Source organism: Maribacter sp. BPC-D8, assembly GCF_035207705.1.
Classification (GTDB): Bacteria; Bacteroidota; Bacteroidia; order Flavobacteriales; family Flavobacteriaceae; genus Maribacter.
In genome coordinates this window covers 2,002,592-2,025,573 of record NZ_CP128187.1, presented here as the reverse complement: position 1 = coordinate 2,025,573, position 22,982 = coordinate 2,002,592, and the positions used below count along the sequence as shown (strand labels likewise).

Genomic DNA, 22,982 nt, shown 5'->3' with positions numbered 1-22,982 from the left:
AACCTATTCTATGAGGTTTTATTGTATTTTCTTACAATTTCTTGTGTCCATTCAGACTTGCCGTATTCCGGAAAATTTTCAATGAACAAATGTAGTTTTTCCTGTTTTTTATCAATTTTCAAAGCATCCATAAACATAATACGTGCATTAATAGGGTCTTCGGCAAGCAGCAAATAGCCTACAGATCTATATAAAAGTTTTAAACTTTCAGGATAAAACTCTCTTCCTTGAGAAAGAATTTCTACCGCTGATGATTCATCACCGTTTAAATGAACGACTTCAGCCCAATTCAACCACGTGTCCAATTCATAGTTACCTAGTTCTACAGCTTGTTTAAATGCAAAATCTGCTTGGTCATAATTCTTTAATGCCATGTGAATATTTGCACATTTTTTCCAGTACTGCGGATTTTCACCATCTATATTCAATGCCTTATTGATGTAAAAAATGGCTTTTTCAAAATCTCTAGTATTAAAATATAGATTTGTAATAGCTAACCACCCTTTGTCTAACAATGGATCTTCGTGAACCGTTTGGTAGAAATAGTATTTAGCCATTTCGGTATCCTTCAGTTTTTCATAACATTTTCCTATTCTTAAAAATGCATGAGATGTAGGGTCTTCAATAGCAATGGTAGTTTTGTAATTTTCGATGGCTTCTTTATGTCGGCCTAGTTTCTCAAGTACTTTGGCTTTTTCGAAATATGCCCCTATAAAAGTGTCATCTGAAATAACAGCAAAATCAAAAGCGCCCAATGCCTCAGTAAACATTTCTTTGTAATAGTATTGCTTACCCAATTGATGCCATGCTACTTCGCAATATGGATTTTTTTCTAAATAACTATTAAGGTAAACAATAGCGCCATCGTAATCTTCAAGAAACTCAAAGCAATACACCACATTATAAAGTGAAGAATAATCTTGTTCGTCAAACTCGACACATTTCATAAAGCTCTCTTTGGCGTTATCGAAATTGTCCATGAACAAATATTCCATGCCCAAAAGACTATAAATGTCAAAACTATTATTAGTAAAGCTTAATGCCTTTTGTAGTAATTCTATAGCACCTTCGTGATCATCGCGCTTAGAAAATATATTGGCACGTTGAATATAAATTTCATCGTTGTAATTATCTAATCTTTGTAGTTCATCTAAAAGTGCCTCAGCTTTTTCCATCTGGTTTTCAAAAACCATGACTTCTACCTGAAGTAATTTTAATTCTATAGAAGCCGGATGTTGCTGTAGACCAATTTTAATTCCTTTTTTAGCCAAAGAAACCTTCCCATGATTTAGGTAGTGGTGCACAATATCTTCAAAATCCTCAGCATCAAAGAAATAGACGTCGTCTGTCTTCAACATTGATTCGAATTTTGTAATTGGCTTGTCCGGTCTCTCGTTAGATTCTAACGCCATAGGAACTTTTTGGTTTTACAAGATATTTTAAAAGTAAGTGATTGTGCGGGGTTTCAGCCACCGTACGAATCGATATTATTAACAAATTAGTTAACAACGTTGATTTACATAGAGTTAAGAAGTGCTAAAATTATTGCGCAACCTTCTTTAATTTCTTTTTCTGAAATAGTTAATGGCGGAGAAATTCTTACTGCCCTATTTTCGAATAATAACCAGAATAGAATGAGGTTCTTTTCTTTTGCTTGTAGCACTAATTCATTCGCAGTTTCTGGAGTATCCATTATTAAAGCAAGCATTAAACCTTTGCCTCTAATTTCTTTTATCTTCGGATGTTTTAATAGCGATTTAAATAGTGCTTCTTTTCTTAAAGTTTCAGCTATCAAATTTGAGTTTAATAAGACATTCAGAGTTGCTAAACTAGATGCCGCGATTACAGGATTACCACCAAATGTAGTAATGTGACCCATTTTCGGATTCTCGCTCAACGTATGCATAATCTCTTTACTTGCTGTAAATGCACCAACGGGTAAACCTGATGCCATGCCTTTACCGATAACTAAAATATCGGGAACACAATCGAAATGTTCAAAAGCGAATAGCTTTCCTGTTCTGCCGAAACCTGGTTGTATTTCATCTAGTATAAGTAATGCACCCATTTCTGTACAACGCTCTTTTACTTTCTTTAGATAGCCATTTTTTGGGAGTATAAAACCAGCACCACCTTGTATGGTTTCTAATATAACACATGCGGTTTTGGTGGTGATTTTCTCTAAATCTTTATCGTTGTTGAATTCAATATGATAAATATCTGGCAGCAAGGGTCTAAATACACTTTTGCGCTCTTCGAAATCCATTAAACTTAAACTACCCATGGTATTGCCATGATAGGCAGATTTAGCTGCTATAATTTCTGAACGACCTGTATATCTTCTAGCAAGTTTTAATGCGCCTTCTATAGCTTCGGTTCCTGAATTTACCAAATAGGTAACCTCTAAAGGTGCAGGTAAATTGTCTGCCAATAATTTGGTATACGTAGTCGCTGGTGATTGCGAATATTCGCCGTACACCATTACATGCATATATTTATCTACTTGATTTTTTATTGCTTGAACAACCTCTGGGTGACAATGACCAAGTGTGCAAGCCGAAACACCTGCAACAAAGTCTAAATGTGCATTGTCATTGGTGTCATAAATATAACTGCCTCTGGCATGAGATACTTCCATACCTAGAGGATAGGGGGAAGTTTGTGCTTGATATTGTAGAAAGTCTTTATTCATTTCAAAGACCTATTTTATCTTTTTTGGCTTCACAGATTTTTTAGGATCTGTCGCTTTATCTTGACCCGAAATATTGTTAATAGGGTCAGTTTCGTTTTTGCTTCTTTGTTGCTCTTCAGCATCAATATCAATGGGGTTATCAATACCGTTAATTACCACAAGTTCTAAGTTGTTATCGTCTTCATCAAAAATATCATCTTTGGTGAGAATACGTTCATCGCCACGCCAAACGAAGCCTTTTAATATTCTGCTATTTTTAGGTAAATCTTTTTCGGGAAAAATATCTCCATCAGGATCTGTGTAAAATGTAAGGTCTTCTATATCATTTTCGGCCATAGTAATTCTAATTTTACTACAAACGGTTTTATCTATTCCTATTAGTTCGTCATCATCATTATACATATAGTAAACGACTTCAGTATTCTGTACTAGATCAATAAGTTTTAATTCGTTCTCAATAAACTTTCCGTACAAATTAATCCCTTTGGCTTGGTTGTACCCCGTCATGCTAACACTGTCTAAAGAGATAATAAAGGCATTATTTAATACTTTTAAAGAGTCTAATTTTTCAGTTTCTAAATTCGATTTTAGGTGAATACTATCACCTGTCATTTGGTTGGCGCCGTTCCAAATAACTGGATTTTTAATTAATTGAGTAATACCTGTCTTTTGTGCGGAGTGTATACTATCACATTTTCCGCTTAAATCGGTTTTATAAAATTTGGCATTTCTAAAGGCTCGTAATATTCTATCTTCTGGTTTACCGGTTACCATTAAGGTATCGCCATGTACATAAAGTGAATCTCTTTCTTGCACAGAGATAGAAACTGCCCTGCGGGTAGCAAAAACAGAATCTTTTGCCTTGTAAACTTCGGCGTAATGTGCTCTAATGATACCGTTATTGATAGTATCGGTTACGGTAATGTTGTTGGTTGCAGATGCAAATTCTTTTGCTTTGTTGAAGTACACGCTGTCACCTTCAATAATTCTGTTATTATAATCTATACGCGTGTTTTTAATGCCGTAGCCACTTTCAATCTTAGTATCGTAAAAACCTCTCTCGCAATATATTTTGTATGCCTCACCATTAATGGTTGACGGACCGTACATGTAAGCGTTTTTGGAAGTGGTGTAGTAATCTAATTGTTCAGAGTCTACCGTATATTTAGGGTTTTGAACATGTACACTATCTAAAAATTGATACTTTTTTAGTTCCATGAAATACTTGCCTATTTTACTGGTCAATGTATTGGCGGAATCTATTACGGTGCCATTATCTTGATAAAAAGCTTCTTGTTTTTCACGGTCTAAACGCAAGGTATCTGTTCTTAAGGTCATGTCAGAATTTGTCAAAACAACATTTCCCCAAGCCTTCGCTAATTTTACATCACCTAAATAATTGATTTTTTTACTGGTCATTTCGACCGAATCACCTTGCTTTAATATAACATTACCTATAGCTTCTAATCGATTTTCTAATTGGTAATAAATGGCAACGTCGCACCATAAGTCGGCACCTTGATGTTCAAACTGTACTTGTCGGTCATCTTTACTAAATATAGAAGCACCTGGGTATTCCGCTTCATTTTTAGTGAAGTTGGCTCCATAGACAATATTAATTTGTTTTGATTCTTCTTCAGCTGTAGCATCTTGGGCTAAACCCAACATTGAAAAAGCTAAAAATAATAAGAAGGACGCGCAAAAGGTTTTCAATCTACTTTTTTTTCAAAAATAGAACATTTTAAAAGAGCGCATAAAACTATTAGCATACATTTAGTAAAGTACTACTGTATAGGCTCCGGTTTTTGATTCTTTTTGAATTTTTGTCCAAATCCTGAATTATTAGGTAAGAAAGGTTCGTCTAGGTTGACATTCACTCCATCTGAAGGAATACTATTTTCTTTACCTAATGCCCAATAAATTCCGTTCATGGCAATCTTACGAACCACAGGAAGTTTAAAGTCATAAGGATGCCCAAGTGTGGTAAAGAATACTCTTGCTTTTTTGCCTGAAGATCCGGTGTAACTCTTTGTCCATGCAACAGGATTATCTAATGAAAAGTCTTCTAATTTACCGTCGATTTCATGTTGCGATTTTGTGGAGTGCCCCATTAAAAAGGGTTCGCTATCGCCTTGAAGTTTCCAATCGCCACCATCTACATGGTACAACCAGCTGTATGCTTCGAATTCTGAAAATCCGTTTAATATAGGGTTTTCAGCATGACCTTCTTTTATAGAAATATTGGTGACCGGAAATTTACCATCATCAAAATGACCATGGTGAGTGATCCATTGTTGACCAAATACTTTTGCAGGCCAAGCTTCGTTGAATTCGATTAAGGTTGAATCATTATCATATTTAAAGGCATGTGTAGTAGTTCTGAAACCAACTATGGGCTTACCAGATTCTACATAATTGGTAATATAATCTCGTTCGCTTTTTGGGATATCTCTAAAACGCATAAAAACCACCATTAAATCTGCTGTTTCTAATGCTTCTAAGCCCGCAATGTGATCAGTTCTGTTGGGGTCTATAATACCTAAACTATCTACAGAATAGACTACGGTAACTTTCGCTCCTAATTCTCTTTTTGCCAATTTTGCTAACATGGGGAAAGATTCTTCTGATCGGTATTCTTCTTCACCTGTAACAAAAACAATATGAGGTGGTTTGGTTTCATCTATAGGCGGCGCTATTTTTTCTTTCGATTTTTCTCCACAGGCCGTTAATAGGCATAGAAATAGTATCGCTAAATAATTACTTTTCATAAGGTTTATTTTATGGTTGATTATTTCATAGGATGTTCTTTTAGCAACTCATCGGCAGTATAGAAACTTTTTCTGTCTTTGGTTGCTTCTCGTACTTCTCTTACTTTCTTTGGATCGATTACCGATGCTTTATTGCCAAATGAATTTCTGACATAAGTAAGTACAGCTGCAATTTCATCATCTTTTAAAAGACCTTTAAATGCCATCATAGGTACTTGACCTTCGTATTGATTGCCCATTACATTCATTGGTCCGTAAAGTCCGTGAAGAGCTAATTTTATTAATCGTTCTTCATCCCCTAAAACCCATTCTTGACCCACTAATGTTGGGTATCCAGCTTTTTGTAGCCCTGAGCCACTTTCTTGATGGCAGGTAATGCAATAGCCTTCTGTTTCGTAAATCTTTTTTCCTTTTGTAAAGACTTCTAAATCTGTTCCTTTTAGGTGAGATGCTAGAATTTCCTCGTTAGCTTCTTCCATAAAATCACCTGTTAATCTTGTTTCTGCAAAATTGAAAGAATCTTGCATCCATTCGTCTAAAGGATGTTTTCTGGCGATTTCTAGTATTTCCATGCCTTCAAGTTTTGGTAGCCAAGATGCTGCAGTAATAGCTTCTAACCGAACTCTGCCGTGTTTGTCGGTAGCTGCTAATTTTAATAAATCTTGGGCGTTAATTAATTGATGACTCATGTACCTTATTACGCGTACACATGCAGCTCGTACTCTATGGTCGTCAGTTTTTAATAACGATTCTAAAAGAGGTTCATCAACTTTATTCATTCCCCATGAAACCCATAATGCTTCTAGTCGATTGTGGTCATAATTGGTGTCGTTTTTATCTAAATTACCTACCCAAGTATTTAAATATTTTAATACTTCTTCGCTTTTTCTACTTCTTAATTCTCTGCGAGTTCTGTATCGTGTTCTATATTCCGATAGTTTTAAATTTTCGAATAACTGTGCAATAGAAGCTCCATCAATTTTAGCTGGTTTTATAAGAGGTCTAGAAGGGTAGGTGATTCTATAAATTCTGCCATGTACATGATCGCGCAATGGGTCGCGCGCATTATGCTGCATGTGCCCGATTAGTACATTGTGCCAATCAACAATATATAAAGAACCATCTGGCGCAAATTCCATTTCTACAGGTCTAAAGTTAGGGTCAGTACTCGTAATTAAATCTTGTCTATGTTTAGAAGAATACCCAGTGCCGTCTTCCATCATTTGGTGTTGTTTCAATCCTAAAAATCCAATGGAATTAGCTAGCAACATATCGCCTTGTACTTCTTCAGGAAAATGACTGCTTGATATAAACTCCATACCCGATGTTGGTCTAACCCGATGCGCTTCTTCAATAAGTTCTTCTGTTAGTGGAGACGAAATTCCGTAAATAGGTTTTAAAGAACTTGGCATCATCCAATTTACTTTCGGACCTGAAGTGTGTAAAAAGAAATCTTGACCCCAATCGTCAAAAGCAATTCCCCACGGATTCGGAATAGCAACTTGCAATGTTCGCTCTAAATGTTTGCGCTGCGGATTGTATCTGTAAAATCCGCCATTAGTGGCTCGCACCGTTCCGTATGAGGTTTCAACATTCGTATGGAGAAAAATACCTTCCGACATATAAAAAGCTCCAGAAGGGTCTGCACAAAATGCCGAAATGGCGTGGTGCGTATCATGATCATCAAATCCACTCAGTACTATTTCAACATTATCGGCCTTGTCATCTCCATCGGTATCTGTGTACAGTTTTAAGTTGGTGCCTTGGCTCACATAAACGCCTTCTGGTGAAAATTCGAAGCCAATAGGTAAATGTAATTTATCTGCGAATACCGTTTCCTTATCTGCCTTGCCATCGTTGTCGGTGTCTTCTAAGATAATTATCTTATCATTTGGCTTTGGGTCGCCCGGCTTATAATGTGGATAAGAGGGTAGGGTAGCAATCCACAAACGACCTTTGTTGTCAAAAGATATTTGCGCGGGGTTGGCCAAATTTGGAAATTCCTTTTCCGACGCAAATAATTCAACTTTATATCCATTAGGCACGGTCAATGTTTTAATAGCATCTTCGCCATACTTGTAGTGTACGATATCTTCGCTATTTCCTAAATTGTAATTGGTTTCTACGGGAGGCAGTTGAGATGTTAAGGCATCTGCCGAATTTATGTCATAAGAATTACCTTGAGCGCTAGCCCAAATAGACGAATCTCTAATTGAAGTAAGTTCTCTAGTTTTTTTTATTTCGTAGGGGTAGTTGTCAGGACCATAAGGGGCATGGCGTCTTCCAAAAACATGAACTCCATTCGGAATTTTATAATCATTATGCCAGTAAAAATTCTTTTCGGCGATAGCTTCGTTTGTAGCTATTCTTTTGGTTTCAGATTTAACAGCTTTATTACCAGTAAGTTCATTAGCCAGATGTTTAGCGAATTTATCATATCCGCTTTTGTTCATTTGAGAGCCATCTATAGTTATGTCATTTTCGGTATTTTGAAACCATTGTTTAGTGGGGCTTAAAACATCTATAAAAGGAATATTATTAGCAGCGCTAATATCTTTCATTGCATGGGTATACAACTTCAAATTTTCATTTTCTGATACTCCATTTGGTACATCAAAATGGTCTGAAATATCTTCAAAAGCAATAGGGGAAACCAATACTAATTGTGGAGTGGAAGTTCCATTGTATTTCTGTTTTAAAGTATGTTTTATAAATGCATCTAATTCCGCCTTGTAATTTTCTAGTCCATTAGTACCTTCAAAAGATTCATTATAACCGAAAAAAGCTAAAATAACATCGGTGTTTAAGCGTGTTAACCATTCATCAGGAGTTTCGAAAATTCCTTCACTGCCAGAATTCTTTGCTAGTTCTGTTTGAAACTTTTCGGCACCAGGAAAAGCCCAGGGCGATACCCGCCCCGAATGTGGTCTAAAGCCTGGGGTGTCGCCACCATCGCACATATTTCTAATGATTAACGAATCTTTAGGGTAGCGCAATTGCAATTCCGTTTCTAAACTACCATAATTTAACATTCTAGATCCTAGATTGTTTCCAATAAAAACAATAGTTGAATGTGGTTTTATATCTATTAACGGCTCTTTGCTTTCAGTACAGCTTTGAACAATTAGAACGCTTATGAGTAGTAGAGCGAATCTAAATAATTTTGTAGTGATTGTTGTCATTTTGAGTAAGTTGGTGGCAGTTCGTTCCTTTAAATATAGATATAAAAAAACCACTCGAAAGTGGTTTTTATTATTTTAAATATGATTTAGAAATTTCTGTAATCGCCTTCTAAGAAAGCGTTGGCTTCATCTTCAGAGAACTTGGCGTTTTCACTATCCCAATGTAAAACTTGATTAGGGAATCTACCAGCAATTACACCTAGTAAAATAGTTTCGGTAAGTCTAGAAGCATAGGAGAATGGCGCGGTGGTTTCATCTGTGCCTAAACAGGCATCTACAAACTGATGATAATGTTTAGCTCCTTCCGTGTCATAATTACGAATTGGTTTACCCATATTATTCGCTTTTTCAACCGCTTCTATTTCTGCAGATATATCCACATATTCCCCATCTACTATTTTAGTTGGTAGTTGCATGAAGTGAGGTAACAATAATCTTCCTTTTTCACCAATGAACATAGCACCTTGGTCAGGCAATGTACCTTTATCTGCAGTTTTGGTTTCTAGAGACATTTTGTCTTCCATAGAATCTTCCGCAGTTTCTTCTGAACCTTTCACTTTCTTAGCTCCAGGAAGTATTAAATCTTCATGGTCTTGCGGTGCACCCGGACCATCGTACCAAACCCATTTTAATGTTTCTGTGGTGTAAGGAGTCTGCGGAAATTCGTAAGTCACAACATTGTTTTGTGGAAAACCGAATCCGTTTGGTTCTCTACATTCATTTTTAATGGTCATAGGAACTTGCAGGTCTAGAGCATTGTACGGAGTGTCAAAAATATGAACGCCCATATCACCTAAAGTACCACAACCGTAATCGACTAATTTTCTCCAATTACCTGGGTGATAGAATCCTTCTTTATATGGTCTTTCTGCAGAAGTTCCCAACCATAAATTCCAATCTAAAGATTCTGGTATTGGGTCAGAACCTGTTGGTTCAGTTCCGTCATAGCCCCAATCTTTTGGTGACCATGCTCGTACCGTATGTACTTTGCCAATAATACCAGATTGTATTAATAAGGTAGCTAGTTTATAATCGTAAAATGAATGTACTTGAATTCCCATTTGGGTAATCAAGCCTTTTTCTGCTGCTAGTTTGTTCATAGCTCTAGCCTCAGATACATAATGCGTCAACGGTTTTTGACAATACACTGGCTTATCCATCTCCATAGCCATCATAGAAGCAGGTGCATGGGTATGATCAGGAGTTGATACAACCACAGCATCAATTTCATCGCCCATTTCTTTTAACATCACTCTATAGTCGGTATATGTTTTTGCATTTGGATGCAGTTTTTTTGCTTCTGCCAAATTATTAGCATCAACGTCGCATAATACAGTTACATCTACCTTGCTGTGTGATGAAATGGCTTCCAAATCTGCTGCGCCCATATTACCAACACCAATATGCGCAGTACGAAGCCTAGTTAATTTCGTTTCTTCTTTTTTACAAGACCAAAGTCCAGATGGTAATAATACAAATGTGGACAATGCTGCCGCGTTTTTTAAAAAGTCTCTTTTATTCATTGGTGTGGTCTTTAAAGTTTTTTGATTTTTATATTTCTAAACCAGATGGGGCTAGAGTGATCTTGGAAGCCTATATAGCCAGTTTTAAACTTGCCATAATCTTTACTATTCTTCCATTTGTCTGAATTCTTCTTTGCGTACCAAGCTTCATTCCAAGGTACAAATGATACTACCTTTTTACCGTTAAGCCAATGCTCAACTTGTTCAGGTGTGAAAATGATTTTAGTAGTATTCCATTCTCCAACAGGGTTCAATATTTTTCCTTCAGGTTCAGCCGCATGCATGGCGTAATCAGAAGCAGTTTGCTGAAGTGGTTTTAGTTCTTCGGGTTTGTCTGTATACCCTAAGCTTAGGTTGTAGTCAGTTAAGTCGTGAATGCTGGCGTAATTTTCATCATCGATTAATTGGTATTCAGGTGAAACTTCTGGCGGACTATCATAGCCTTCTTTTAAGTGATAGAAAATACCACTATTACCGCCTTTTGGTAATTTCCATTCTACATAGAGTTCAAAATTATCAAACTCTTCTGCACCATAAATAATATCAGTGCCACCTGTGTAGTCTTGTTCTTTTCCTAATTCAGTATCGAATTGTAATTCACCATCTTTAGCAATCCATCCTGGTGGTAGTTCTTTACCGTTGTATGCACGCCAACCTTTAGTAGTGGTTCCGTCGAATAAGGTAATCCATTCGCCTTTAGCTGGTTCTTCGGTTTTTGTTTGCTCTTCTGTTGTTTGTTTTTTTTCTGTTTTACAAGAAATAGTTAAAGCAATAAGTGCGATTAGTGTTGCGAAGGTGGTTTTTTTCATATATCGAGTTGTAGTTGAAAGATGTAAAATTTACATTTTACACGATATTGAAATTACAAAAAAAAAGAATGGCGATAAAGGTATTTCCCTATATCGCCATTCCTGTAAGTCGAACAACCGCTCTTGGTCGTTAGATGTTTATCTTGAAATTGTTTGTGTTCTATCTGGACCAACAGAAACAATCTTAATTGGCACTTCTAATTCTTTTTCAAGAAAGTCAATATACTCGTTAAGTTCTTTCGGCAATTGGTCTGCTGAAGTCATTTTAGTTAAGTCTTCTTTCCAACAAGCGAACTCAGTGTAAATAGGAGTTACGTTCTCTGGTTCTATGTTATATGGAAAATGAGTTATGGTTTCGCCTTTGTACTCGTAAGCAGTACATACTTGCAGGCTATCAAAACCAGAAAGTACATCGCCCTTCATCATATTTAATTGTGTAACACCATTTACTTGACAAGCATATTTTAATGCTACAAGGTCTAACCAACCACAACGACGAGGTCTACCGGTTACTGCACCAAATTCGTGACCTACTTTAGCCATTTCTGCACCAACTTCATCGAACAATTCTGTTGGGAAAGGACCAGAACCTACACGAGTAGTATATGCTTTGAAAATACCATATACTTCTTTTACTTTATTAGGTGCAATACCTAAACCTGTACAAGCACCTGCTGCTGTTGTATTAGATGATGTAACAAATGGGTATGTACCAAAATCGATGTCTAATAAAGACCCTTGAGCACCTTCTGCTAAAATAGTTTTACCTGCTTTAATAGCTTGGTTTAAATACTCTTCGCTATCTATAAAAGTTAATTCTTTTAAACGCTCTACAGCTTCAAAGAATTCTACTTCCATTTCATCCAAATCATACTGTACATCTACATTGTAGAAACTAATCATAGTTTCATGCTTATCTGCTAAATGACGGTATTTTTCTTTCCAAGATTCTAATTCTAAATCTCCAATACGCATACCGTTTCTACCAGTCTTGTCCATATAAGTCGGACCAATACCTTTCAAAGTAGAACCAATTTTTGCTTTTCCTTTAGATGCTTCAGAAGCTGCATCTAACAAACGGTGAGTTGGTAATATTAAATGTGCTTTTCTAGAAATAATAAGTTTTGCTTTGTAATCTATGTTGAACTGGTCTAAACCTTCTAGTTCTTTTACAAAAACAACCGGATCGATAACAACACCGTTACCAATAACGTTCATTGCTTTTTTATGAAAAATTCCTGAAGGAATAGTTCTAAGTACGTGTTTAATACCGTCAAATTCTAAGGTGTGACCAGCATTTGGACCACCTTGAAAACGCGCAATAATGTCGTAATCTCTAGTTAATACATCAACAATTTTTCCTTTTCCTTCGTCACCCCATTGTAGGCCTAACAATAAATCTACTGCCATCTAAATATTATATACTTGGTTAGTTCTATTTAATTTCTTTTTTGCCTGCTTCTTTTGCAGGAGTATTTTTAGTCCCGTAAAAATATAGGGAATGTGTGTTTATGGTAATGTCAAAAACTTCTTCTATCGTTTTTTTTATAGATTGAATTCGTGGGTCACAGAACTCCATTACTTCACCGGTATCGGTAAGAATAACGTGGTCATGCTGACGGTCAAAATATGACTTTTCGTATTGTGCCTGATTTTTGCCAAACTGGTGCTTACGTACCAATTTACAATCTAAAAGAAGTTCTATTGTATTGTATAAGGTAGCCCTACTAACGCGATAGTTTTTATTTTTCATTTTAATATAGAGTGATTCTATATCAAAATGCTCTTCACTTTCGTAAATTTCTTGAAGAATGGCGTAGCGTTCAGGGGTTTTTCTATGTCCTTTGTCCCCCAAAAAGGTTGTGAAGACGTTTTTTACAATTTCTTGATTTTTATCAGAAGACATATATGCTACATTAATGCACAAAGGTACAGTTAAATTTTAATTTACTTTTTTTAAATACGTGTAACTTTATCAATACCGTTGATGTTCATAAGATTGTCGGTCAGCTTTTTTAATACAGCTTTATTTTTGACCACTACAGTAATCTTACCTTTAAATGTTCCACCATCGGTGCTGAAATTTAAATTACGCATATTCACGTGCATAATATCAGATATAACTTCTGTAATATCACTTACAAGACCGAGGTTATCAATACCGGTCATAACAATATCAGCTTGGTATTCTTGTTGAGATGAATCTATCCATTTCGCACTAATGATACGGTATGCATAATTAGATTGTAATGAGATGGCATTGGGACAATTCTTTTTATGAACCTTAATACCTTCAGATACACTTACAAAACCAAATACCTCGTCACCAGGTATTGGATTACAACATTGCGAAAGTTTATATTCTAATTTTTCTTCTTCTTTACCAAAAACCAACATGTCATACTTAGACGTAATCTCATCTTTGTTGATATCTTCTGGTACTGGTGTTTTGCGCATTCTGTTTTTAAAGAAACTTATGAATGCATTGTTGTAAGAAGAAGCAAAATCTTTGATCATGGTATTGTCAATGGATCCAATACCCACTCTATAAAATAAATCTAGACTTGTTTTAAGTTTAAAGAAAGAAACCATTTTATTAATGGAGTCTTCATTCAATGTCATTTTTTGTGATTTTAGCTTACGGCGTAAAATCTCTTTTCCATCTTCTGCAACAGATTTTTTCTCTTCCCTTAATACAGATTTAATCTTTGCGCGAGCACGTGCCGTCGTAGCATAATCTAACCAGTTTGAATTTGGTTTTGCTTGATTAGATGTTATAATTTCAAGTTGGTCACCACTAGATAATGTGGTATTTAAAGGCACCAATTTACCATTGACTTTAGCTCCTCTTGTGTGCATACCTACTTCGGTATGTATGCTAAATGCAAAATCTAATGGAGTAGCACCTTTAGGTAAAGATTTTAATTCTCCTTTAGGGGTAAATACAAATATTTCTTTTGAGTAGAGGTTGAGCTTGAATTCCTCAACAAAATCGACAGCATTGGTATTTGCATTTTCTAATGCTTCTTGAAGTTTATTTAGCCAAACATCTATGCCTTGTTCTTTTTGATTACCATGCTTGTATTTAAAGTGCGCAGCATATCCTTTTTCAGCTATTTCGTGCATGCGTTCACTTCTGATCTGTACTTCTACCCATTTCCCTTGAGGTCCCATTACGGTAATGTGTAATGCTTCGTATCCCGTAGATTTAGGTGATGAGATCCAATCTCTTAATCTTACTGGGTTAGGGGTGAAGTGATCAGTTACTATGGAATATATTTTCCAAGCAAGAAACTTCTCGTTCTGTACATCAGATTTATAGATAATACGAATTGCAAATTTGTCATAGATTTCCTCAAAAGTGACATTCTGGGCAATCATTTTTTTACGCATCGAGAAGATAGATTTCATCCTCCCTTTAATAGTATAATGAAGTCCTTCTTTCTTAAGTGAATTATCAATGGTATCAGAGAAAGCATCAATATAGGCTTGCTGCTCTTCTTTGCTTTCTTCAATTTTGTCCTTAATTGAATTGTAAACTTCGGGTTCTGTATATTTTAAACTTAAATCTTCTAATTCTGACTTAATATTGTAAAGTCCGATTCTATGTGCTAAAGGTGCATAAATGTATAAGGTCTCAGATGCAATTTTAACTTGCTTATGCTCTGGCATAGAATCCATAGTGAGCATATTGTGGTATCTGTCGGCAATTTTAATAATGATTACCCTAACATCATCATTTAAAGTCAAAAGCATTTTTCTGAAATTCTCTGCCTGTTGAGAGATATTCATGTCTTTCTTTAAATGAGATATTTTTGTGAGTCCGTCTACAATACGCGCTACAGTTTCGCCGAACATGCGGTCAATATCATCTAAGGTGTATTCGGTGTCTTCTACAACATCGTGTAGTAGGGCAGATGCAATAGATACGGCATCTAGACCAATTTCAGATGCTACGATTTTTGCTACCGCAATTGGGTGAAAAATGTAGGCTTCGCCCGATTTTCTTCGTTGAGTTTTGTGCGCATCAACAGCTATCTCAAAAGCACTTCGTATTAGTTTTTTATCCTCATCTGTTAAGGTTTGGTAGCTAATACGGAGTAATTCTTTGTACTCGTGAGCTATAAGCTTATTTTCTTCTTCTATTTCTGCCTGTGTCATACTAGATTAAAAATAAGATAATCTTATATGATGGGCAACAAAAATTATGCCTTTAAATTACGTATGCGATCGATTAACGGCGGATGGGAATAATGCATGAAAACATATGCCGGATGCGGAGTTAAGTTGCTTAGACTGTTTTTTGATAACTTTTTCAAAGATGTTACCAAAGGCAAAGCTGCGTAGGTGTTCTTTGCATAGTCATCTGCTTGATATTCAAATTTTCTTGAAAAATGATTCATAAGCAATCCGGTGATTTCTGAAATTGGACTGTATAAAATTCCAAAGCCTATTAATGCCGCATGAAAACTTGGTCTGTCTACACCGATTGCTAAACTAACTTCAGGATTATTTATAAATAATGACAGTATAAATAGCATTAATCCTGTAAGTATTATTGATGTGGCTAGGTTGAATATGATGTGTTTTCGTTTATAATGTCCTATTTCATGGGCTAAAACAGCAACAATTTCTTCTTCTTCTAAATCGTTGATCAAAGTGTCATATAGTGTTACACGCTTCTCTTTTCCGAAGCCCGAGAAATAAGCATTTGCTTTTGTAGAGCGTTTAGATCCATTGATGACAAAAATGTTTTGAAGATCGAAACCTACTTGAGCTGCGTAATTTTCTATTTTCTCTTTTAAGCTACCAGCTTCTAAAGGCTCTTGTTTATTGAACAAAGGCACAATTAATTTACTGTAGAACAAATTCATGAATAAGGTAAATACCGCTACAAATGCCCAGGTATACAGCCAAAAATCAGTGCCTGCCCATTCAAAAAACCAAATGACTAGCGATAGAATTGCACCGCCAAAAGTAATGGTCATTGCCCATTGTTTTAATTTGTCAAGAAAAAAGGTTCCTTTTGTAGTTTTATTGAATCCGAATTTTTCTTCGATTATAAAGGTTTGGTAATATGAAAATGGAATGTTGAGAATATCGCTTCCGATCATAATAATACCAAAGAAAATCAATGCCTGTATAATAATATTCTCGCTGTTACTTTGGGCTACATTATCTACCCAAGCAAATCCGCCGAAAAATAAAAAGGCTAAAATTAATACTAAAGAAAAAATAGAGGTAAAAACACCAAATTTGTAATTGGTTAATTTATACGCTTGCGATTTTTCATATTCTTCAGCATTATAAACATCATTTAAATCTTCAGGAATAGGGTCTTTAAATCGTTTTGCATTCAAATAATTCATTACTGTAGCAAGTATGAATTCTGCAATCAAAATGAAAAGAATACAATAAAAGACGAATGTTTTATCCATATAGTGTAGTTGCAAACGAAAACTGTACTATAAAAAGTATAAATATTACTTGTTAATTTTTCGCTGACGTTTCGCTTCAAAGATAAGTATTGCCGCAGATACCGAAACGTTCATAGAATCTATTTGGCCTTCCATAGGTATAATAATATTCTGAGTGCTGTTTTCTAGCCATTCAGCACTTAGTCCCGAATGTTCGGTACCCACTACTATTGCGGTAGGTTCTTTAAAATCTACTGTCGTATAATCTTTAGATGCTGACAGTGCTGCACAGAATATCTTAAATCCTTCTTTCTTTAAATAGGATATAATTTCTGTTGTGCTGCCCATTTTTACATTTCTAGAAAAAATGCATCCTACGCTGGATCTTATAATATTGGGGTTGTATAGGTCTGTTTTTGGGTTAGCGATTAAAACAGCGTCTAAATTTGCTGCATCTGCAGTTCTTAGTAATGCGCCTATATTACCAGGTTTTTCAGGAGCTTCGGCGATAAGAATTAACGGGTTCTTAGTTTCGAATTTCAATGTCGAAAGTTGATGGTCTTTGCTTTTTGCTATAGCAATTACTCCTTCGGTCGTATCTCTGTAAGCTAATTTCTTGTAGATTTCTGTGCTTACCGAAATAAGTTGATCTGAGTGAAATGATTTTAAAATACCGCTACTTTCAGAACTCTCTAAAATGTCTTCACAATATAATACTGTTTCTATCTCATAATGCGCGCCAATTGATAGTTGTAATTCAAGCAGCCCTTCTAAGATGAAAAGTCCTGTTTTTTTGCGCTCCCTTGATTTTTCTTTTAAAAGTAAAATCTTCTTTATCAGTGGGTTTTGAGCGCTGCTAATGTGTTTTGTTGCTTGCATGAAATACAAAAATAGTTCAATTTAGTAAGTCCCCTGTAGTTTCTCGACTAAGCGATTTCAAAAAATAATAAATAATTAATTGAAATGATGAGTAAATTTTACCTTTTAGTTTTAGCCTTGGTTATATTTTCATGTAAAGAAGCGCCTAAAAAAGAAATGATTACCGATGCTGTTGAAGAAGTGGCTGTTCATGTAAATTTAGATAAATACCCTACTGAATTAAATAAAGTATTTGAAGCCCACGGCGGATTAAATGCTTGGAAGGGATACAAAACATTGAATTTTGAAATGCCAAATGAGAAATTCAATGAAATACAAACAATTGACCTGCATAAAAGATTCGATAAAATTTTTACACCAGATTACACACTTGGTTATAACGGAGAAGTTTGGCTTTTAGATAACACCGGTAATTATGAAGGCAAGCCAAAATTCTATCATAATTTAATGTTCTATTTCTATGCGATGCCATTTGTATTGTCAGATGACGGAATAAAATATGAAGAAGTTGATGCTTTGGTTTATGACGGAGTTTCGTACCCTGGGTTCAAAATTACATATAATAGTGGAGTGGGATCGTCATCTACAGATGAATACTATATTCATTATGATGCAAAGACATATGAAATGAGATGGTTGGGGTATACCATGACTTATTTTAGTGGTGAGCCATCAACAAAAATTAACTGGATCAACTATAATGATTGGGTAAAGGTTGATGCTGTTTTGTTGCCGAAATCAATTACATGGCATAAAGTAGAGGAAGGCGAAATTAAAGGAGCAGCTAAAACGGTGAACTTTGAAAATGCTAGTTTATCTACAGAAGCTAAACCACTTGACTTTTATGCTGCACCTGAGAATGCTGTAATTGTGGAGTAAGACTTTTCTCAAAATCATATAATTTTTTTAAAATAGGTGCCATTTTTATGGCACCTTATTTTTTATACCTAACTTGGAATTTATCTAATTTTAAAGGGATATGAATGTACTTTTTTTTGGCATAACAAAAGATATTGTAGGTAGCTCTGAAATCAGTTTTTCTGATGAATTCAAGCCTGTAAATGTTGCCGAACTAAAAAAACAACTTATTGAATCGTATCCTGAATTTTCTAAATTGAATTCATTGGCAGTAGCTGTAAATAGTGAATATGCTGATGATAATGTGCTATTGAACGGCAATGAAGAAATTGCCATTATACCACCGGTAAGCGGAGGCTAATGAAGAAAGTAATCGAGATAGTTGATGTAATTGATACTGCTAAGGTGTATGCTGAATTAAGCGATGCCAATAGTGGCGGAATCTGTGTTTTTGTGGGTGCCGTACGTGAGTTTACGAACAATGAAGAAGTAGTTGCTTTAGAGTTTGAAACCTATAAAGCTATGGCGTTAAAAGAGATGGAGAAGATTGCCGACACCGCAATGCAAAAATGGTCGTTGAATAAAGTGGTCATGAGACATGCCGTTGGTGAAAAAGGTGTTGAAGAACCAGTAGTGGTTGTAGGTGCATCATCTGCTCATAGAGATGCTTGTTTTGAAGCTTGTAGATTTCTTATTGATACCTTAAAAGAAACGGTTCCTATTTGGAAGAAAGAGAAATTTAAGAATAAGACGGTGTGGGTTTCGGCGCATCCTTGATTTTTTGGAAAAGAGAAGTTAGAAGAGAGAGAATAGAGAAGAGAAGTTAGAAAATAGAATAAAGAAAATTGAGTATAGAGAAGAGAGAATTTAAACTCGAACTTGTTTTTGAGTTTGTTTTTTTGAATTTGAATTTGAACTTGCCACTTGAACTTGAACTTATTTTTTGAACTTGTTTTTTTGAATTTTTATTTAAAAGTATGTTAGTAGACAACCATAATAGACCAATAAATTACTTGAGGTTAGCGGTTACAGACCGTTGCAATCTTCGTTGTAATTATTGCATGCCAGAGGAGGGAATCAATTTTGCCAAAAATGACAAGTTGTTTACCATAGATGAGTTGGTGAAATTAAGCGAGATTGTAGTTTCTCAAGGCATAGACAAAATACGAATTACGGGTGGTGAGCCTTTTGTCCGTAAAGACTTAATGGTATTACTACGCAGCTTGTCAAAATTAGACGGGCTAAATGATATTTCTGTTACTACCAATGCAACTTTAATTGGTCCGCATATAGATGAGTTGAAAGAACTGGGCATTAAGAATATTAATGTCAGTATGGATGCCATTAACCGTGAGACTTTTGAGCGTATTACGCGCCGTGATCATTACGACGTGGTATATAATAACATGATTCGCTTAATCACCGAAGGCTTCAATGTTCGTATTAATTTTATTGCTTTAGAGGGTCAGAATACAGATGATATCTTGCCAATGTTAGAATTGACAAAGCACTACAATGTGTCAGTACGTTATTTGGAAGAAATGCCTTTTAATGGTGGGTCAAAAGAATTTCAAACTATAAAATGGGATTTTAAAACCATACTCGAACATATTCGAGGGGAGCATCCAGATTATTATAAATTAGACTCTCCAAAAACATCAACTTCTATAAATTACAAGATTCCCGGTTTTAAAGGGACTTTCGGAGTGATTCCTTCCTTCAGTAGAACTTTCTGTGGAAGTTGTAATCGTTTACGAATCTCTGCTACTGGTGATGTTATTACATGTTTGTACGCCAAAGCAAGTGCAAATCTTAGAGATATCATGAGAGCTGATGATGTGGAAGAGAATATTAAAAAAGAAATTTTAAAGGCTGTAGGCAATCGTGCTAAAACAGGTTTTGAAGCACAAGAAAAATATAAAGACGTTTTTAGTAATTCAATGACTTCAATAGGAGGATAATGCAGAAGAAATTATCACATATAGATGAATCTGGGAATGCTACCATGGTAGATGTTTCTCAAAAAACAGCTTCGGTACGTACTGCAATTGCTAGTGGAACTATAAAATTTCCATCAGAGGTTTTTAAATCTTTGTCTGAGCAAGATTTTGTCGGTAAAAAAGGTAGCATCGTGCAAACGGCTGTTATTGCAGGTATTCAGGGAGTAAAGAAAACGGCGGAATTGATTCCGTTATGTCATCAAATAAACCTATCTAAAATCAATGTTGAAATTGAGTCAAGTACAGATGCTTTTCAAATTACATGTACGGTAAAATGTAATGAAAAGACAGGTGTTGAAATGGAAGCTTTAACAGGAGTTTCAATTGCAGCATTAACGATTTATGATATGTGTAAAGCACTTTCGCAAGATATCGTAATCGGTGCAATTCAATTAGAACAAAAAACAGGAGGGAAGAATGATTTCCAACGCTAAGTTATACGGGTTGGTGCTTTCAGGTGGTAAAAGCACAAGAATGGGTGAAGATAAAGGTTTGATTACCTATCATAACCTGCCACAACGTGAGCATTTATATCATTTGTTAAATGAAGTTTGTAATCAAACATTTCTAAGCATTCGTAACGATCAAGAGAGCGAAATTTCAAATTCGTTTGAAACAATAATAGATCAAGATGAATTTCGTGGTCCGTACAACGGATTGCTATCGGCTCATAAAGCACACCCTGAAGCTGCTTGGTTAGTCTTGGCGTGCGATTTACCTTTAATGGATAAACAGGCGTTGCAAGAATTAATAGCTGCTAGGGATTCAGATAAGATTGCAAGCGCTTTTGCAGATGCTGAAGATCCTTTGCCAGAGCCACTTTGTGCTATTTGGGAACCAGAAGCATTGAAACAATCTGTTACATATTTAGAAGCAGGTAATGGTTCTTGTCCTAGAAAATTTCTCATAAATTCAGATGTTAACTTGGTGTTTCCGAAACAAAAAGAAGTATTGCTCAATGCAAATTCAAGAGCAGAATATGAAGAAGCGCTACTTAAAATAGCACCATGAACGAGGAACGTTACCTAAGACAAATCACTTTAGACGGATTTGGAACCGAAGGTCAGCAAAAATTAAACAATGCCAAAGTGCTTGTTGTTGGTGCTGGTGGACTAGGAATTCCCGTATTGACATATCTAAACGCGATGGGTGTTGGTACTTTAGGTATTGTTGATGCAGATGTAGTATCATTATCTAATCTTCATCGTCAGGTTTTATTTACCGAAACTATGGTGGGTATGCCCAAAGTAGAAGCGATAAAAAAACAATTGTCCGCTCAAAACTCAACTACACAAATACATATTTATCAAACTTATTTAACGATTGCTAACGCACTTGATATTATTAAAGATTATGATATCGTTGTTGATGCTACCGATAATTTTCCCACTAGATATTTAATTAATGATGCCTGTGTAATAGCAAATAAGCCTTTTGTTTATGGTGCATTACACGCTTTTGAGGGTCAGGTAAGTGTGTTTAATTATAAAGGCGGACCAACATATCGTTGTTTGTTCCCGACCATGCCGGCGGCAGATGCAGTTCCTAATTGTAATGAGAATGGCGTACTGGGTATTTTGCCTGGTATTATTGGTAATCTACAAGCTTTAGAAGTAGTAAAGGTTATTGCGGAAATAGGAGAGGTGTTATCAGGTGTTTTGTTACTTTTTGATACACTGAGCCAACGTACACAACGAATGAAATTTAAATTACAGGCTGGTAATAATGAGATTAAATCACTTGCTGCTAGCTACGAGTTTGACTGTAAACTTGCATTAAAATCAGTAGATGCTGGTGAGCTTCAGCAATTGCTTTCAGGTAAACTTATTGAACTCATAGATGTACGTACCGATAAAGAATTTCAAAGGCAACATTTAAAAGAAGCCAAACATATTCCTTTAGGTGAGTTAATTGATAGAGTGGCCGAGGTTGATTTAGAAACTACCGTTTATGTTATTTGTCAGTCTGGGGTTCGTAGTAAAAAGGCAATAGCAAAAATGCAAGAATTATTTCCGGGTAAAGATTTTGTCAATGTTACCGGTGGTATGAACCAGATGAAAAATTATGTTGATACCTATTGAGCAATTGGTGTTTTTATGCATCGGGTTTTTTATCATTGCCACATTATATTCTTCTGTAGGTTTTGGCGGTGGTTCTAGCTATTTGGCTTTATTGACACTTGTTTTAACTAGTTTTTTTGCCATTCGCTCTATTGCTTTGGTTTGTAATTTAGTGGTAGTTTCAGGTAGTACATATCTATATTTTAAAAATGGTCACGCGAAATTAAAAGATTTTTTACCTTTTGTTTTGGCGAGTATTCCGTTGGCATACATAGGTGCAACATTTCGATTAAAAGAAAGCGTGTTTTTTATCATTTTAGGTTGTTCACTTATTCTTTCTGCATTATTCTTGGCTGTCCAGACATTTGAAATCAACAAATCAAAAAAAGAAGTTGAAGATTATCCTAACTATTTAAGTTATGTTTTAGGTGCGGGAATCGGATTCTTATCAGGATTGGTAGGTATCGGTGGAGGTATATTTCTAGCTCCCGTTCTTAATCATTTGCGATGGAACAAAGCCATAAAAATAGCAGCGCTTGCAAGTTTCTTTATTTTGGTTAATTCGATATCCGGTTTATTCGGATTGATTACCAGTGATTCGCTATCACTACCATGGCGAGAAACTATTTGCTTGGTTATAGCGGTTCTTCTTGGCGGACAGTTAGGTATTCGGATCAGTCTTAAAAAACTATCGGCAAATGGTATTAAAAGGGTTACTGCTTTATTAGTATTTGTTGTGGGTATTAGAGTCTTGTTGGTAAACGGACTCGGGTTATTTTAGAAGTTTAAAATAA

At 35.6% G+C, this 22,982-nt stretch carries 20 protein-coding genes; 8 read left to right on the top strand and 12 right to left on the bottom strand.

Translation table 11 applies throughout. The features are described 5' to 3' along the window. Positions 1-8: 8 nt before the first annotated feature. The 12 genes from QSV08_RS09030 to QSV08_RS08975 form a co-directional block, all read right to left on the bottom strand. Complete coding sequence (locus QSV08_RS09030; RefSeq protein ID WP_324028064.1) at positions 9-1,412, bottom strand: tetratricopeptide repeat protein; 1,404 nt, start codon at positions 1,410-1,412, stop codon at positions 9-11. Between the two features lie 104 nt (positions 1,413-1,516). After that, positions 1,517-2,692 carry an aspartate aminotransferase family protein gene (locus QSV08_RS09025; RefSeq protein WP_324028063.1) on the bottom strand — a complete coding sequence of 392 codons (1,176 nt, stop codon included), beginning with the start codon at positions 2,690-2,692 and terminating at the stop codon, positions 1,517-1,519. Between the two features lie 9 nt (positions 2,693-2,701). Beyond that, complete coding sequence (locus tag QSV08_RS09020; protein WP_324028062.1) at positions 2,702-4,360, bottom strand: OstA-like protein; 1,659 nt, start codon at positions 4,358-4,360, stop codon at positions 2,702-2,704. 116 nt (positions 4,361-4,476) lie between these two features. Beyond that, positions 4,477-5,460 (bottom strand): ThuA domain-containing protein, encoded by a 984-nt coding sequence (locus QSV08_RS09015; protein WP_324028061.1) that lies wholly within the window; start codon positions 5,458-5,460, stop codon positions 4,477-4,479. Positions 5,461-5,480: 20 nt separating this feature from the next. After that, a complete protein-coding gene (locus tag QSV08_RS09010; protein ID WP_324028060.1) occupies positions 5,481-8,642 on the bottom strand; it encodes a PVC-type heme-binding CxxCH protein in 3,162 nt (1,053 codons plus the stop codon). 86 nt (positions 8,643-8,728) lie between these two features. Continuing rightward, positions 8,729-10,165 carry a Gfo/Idh/MocA family protein gene (locus QSV08_RS09005; protein ID WP_324028059.1) on the bottom strand — a complete coding sequence of 479 codons (1,437 nt, stop codon included), beginning with the start codon at positions 10,163-10,165 and terminating at the stop codon, positions 8,729-8,731. Between the two features lie 11 nt (positions 10,166-10,176). Then, complete coding sequence (locus QSV08_RS09000; protein ID WP_324028058.1) at positions 10,177-10,974, bottom strand: 3-keto-disaccharide hydrolase; 798 nt, start codon at positions 10,972-10,974, stop codon at positions 10,177-10,179. A gap of 138 nt (positions 10,975-11,112) precedes the next feature. Continuing rightward, positions 11,113-12,384 carry an adenylosuccinate synthase gene (locus tag QSV08_RS08995; RefSeq protein WP_299799076.1) on the bottom strand — a complete coding sequence of 424 codons (1,272 nt, stop codon included), beginning with the start codon at positions 12,382-12,384 and terminating at the stop codon, positions 11,113-11,115. Positions 12,385-12,409: 25 nt separating this feature from the next. Next, positions 12,410-12,880 carry a Fur family transcriptional regulator gene (locus QSV08_RS08990; protein ID WP_324028057.1) on the bottom strand — a complete coding sequence of 157 codons (471 nt, stop codon included), beginning with the start codon at positions 12,878-12,880 and terminating at the stop codon, positions 12,410-12,412. A 50-nt stretch (positions 12,881-12,930) separates the two neighbouring features. After that, the gene (locus tag QSV08_RS08985; protein ID WP_324028056.1) at positions 12,931-15,135 is read right to left on the bottom strand and encodes a RelA/SpoT family protein; all 2,205 of its coding nucleotides are present in this window, start codon (positions 15,133-15,135) and stop codon (positions 12,931-12,933) included. A 44-nt stretch (positions 15,136-15,179) separates the two neighbouring features. Then, positions 15,180-16,412 carry a M48 family metallopeptidase gene (locus QSV08_RS08980; RefSeq protein ID WP_324028055.1) on the bottom strand — a complete coding sequence of 411 codons (1,233 nt, stop codon included), beginning with the start codon at positions 16,410-16,412 and terminating at the stop codon, positions 15,180-15,182. 45 nt (positions 16,413-16,457) lie between these two features. Continuing rightward, the gene (locus tag QSV08_RS08975; protein WP_324028054.1) at positions 16,458-17,270 is read right to left on the bottom strand and encodes a TrmH family RNA methyltransferase; all 813 of its coding nucleotides are present in this window, start codon (positions 17,268-17,270) and stop codon (positions 16,458-16,460) included. An 84-nt stretch (positions 17,271-17,354) separates the two neighbouring features. Between QSV08_RS08975 and QSV08_RS08970 the strand changes: the two genes are divergently transcribed. The 8 genes from QSV08_RS08970 (at position 17,355) to QSV08_RS08935 (ending at position 22,969) form a co-directional block, all read left to right on the top strand. Next, positions 17,355-18,149 (top strand): hypothetical protein, encoded by a 795-nt coding sequence (locus tag QSV08_RS08970; protein ID WP_324028053.1) that lies wholly within the window; start codon positions 17,355-17,357, stop codon positions 18,147-18,149. A gap of 100 nt (positions 18,150-18,249) precedes the next feature. After that, the gene (locus tag QSV08_RS08965; RefSeq protein ID WP_133687088.1) at positions 18,250-18,489 is read left to right on the top strand and encodes a MoaD/ThiS family protein; all 240 of its coding nucleotides are present in this window, start codon (positions 18,250-18,252) and stop codon (positions 18,487-18,489) included. Then, positions 18,489-18,905 (top strand): molybdenum cofactor biosynthesis protein MoaE, encoded by a 417-nt coding sequence (locus tag QSV08_RS08960; RefSeq protein ID WP_324028052.1) that lies wholly within the window; start codon positions 18,489-18,491, stop codon positions 18,903-18,905. The genes QSV08_RS08965 and QSV08_RS08960 overlap by 1 nt, the downstream gene beginning before the upstream one ends. A gap of 200 nt (positions 18,906-19,105) precedes the next feature. Next, positions 19,106-20,089 (top strand): GTP 3',8-cyclase MoaA, encoded by a 984-nt coding sequence (moaA, locus tag QSV08_RS08955; protein ID WP_324028051.1) that lies wholly within the window; start codon positions 19,106-19,108, stop codon positions 20,087-20,089. Next, entirely contained in the window at positions 20,089-20,562 is a 474-nt protein-coding gene (gene moaC, locus QSV08_RS08950) for a cyclic pyranopterin monophosphate synthase MoaC (RefSeq protein ID WP_324028050.1), read from the top strand. The genes moaA and moaC overlap by 1 nt, the downstream gene beginning before the upstream one ends. Beyond that, a complete protein-coding gene (locus QSV08_RS08945; protein ID WP_324028049.1) occupies positions 20,546-21,139 on the top strand; it encodes an NTP transferase domain-containing protein in 594 nt (197 codons plus the stop codon). The genes moaC and QSV08_RS08945 overlap by 17 nt, the downstream gene beginning before the upstream one ends. Continuing rightward, complete coding sequence (locus tag QSV08_RS08940) at positions 21,136-22,209, top strand: HesA/MoeB/ThiF family protein (protein ID WP_324028048.1); 1,074 nt, start codon at positions 21,136-21,138, stop codon at positions 22,207-22,209. The genes QSV08_RS08945 and QSV08_RS08940 overlap by 4 nt, the downstream gene beginning before the upstream one ends. Next, complete coding sequence (locus QSV08_RS08935; protein WP_324028047.1) at positions 22,193-22,969, top strand: sulfite exporter TauE/SafE family protein; 777 nt, start codon at positions 22,193-22,195, stop codon at positions 22,967-22,969. The genes QSV08_RS08940 and QSV08_RS08935 overlap by 17 nt, the downstream gene beginning before the upstream one ends. Positions 22,970-22,982 lie beyond the last annotated feature (13 nt).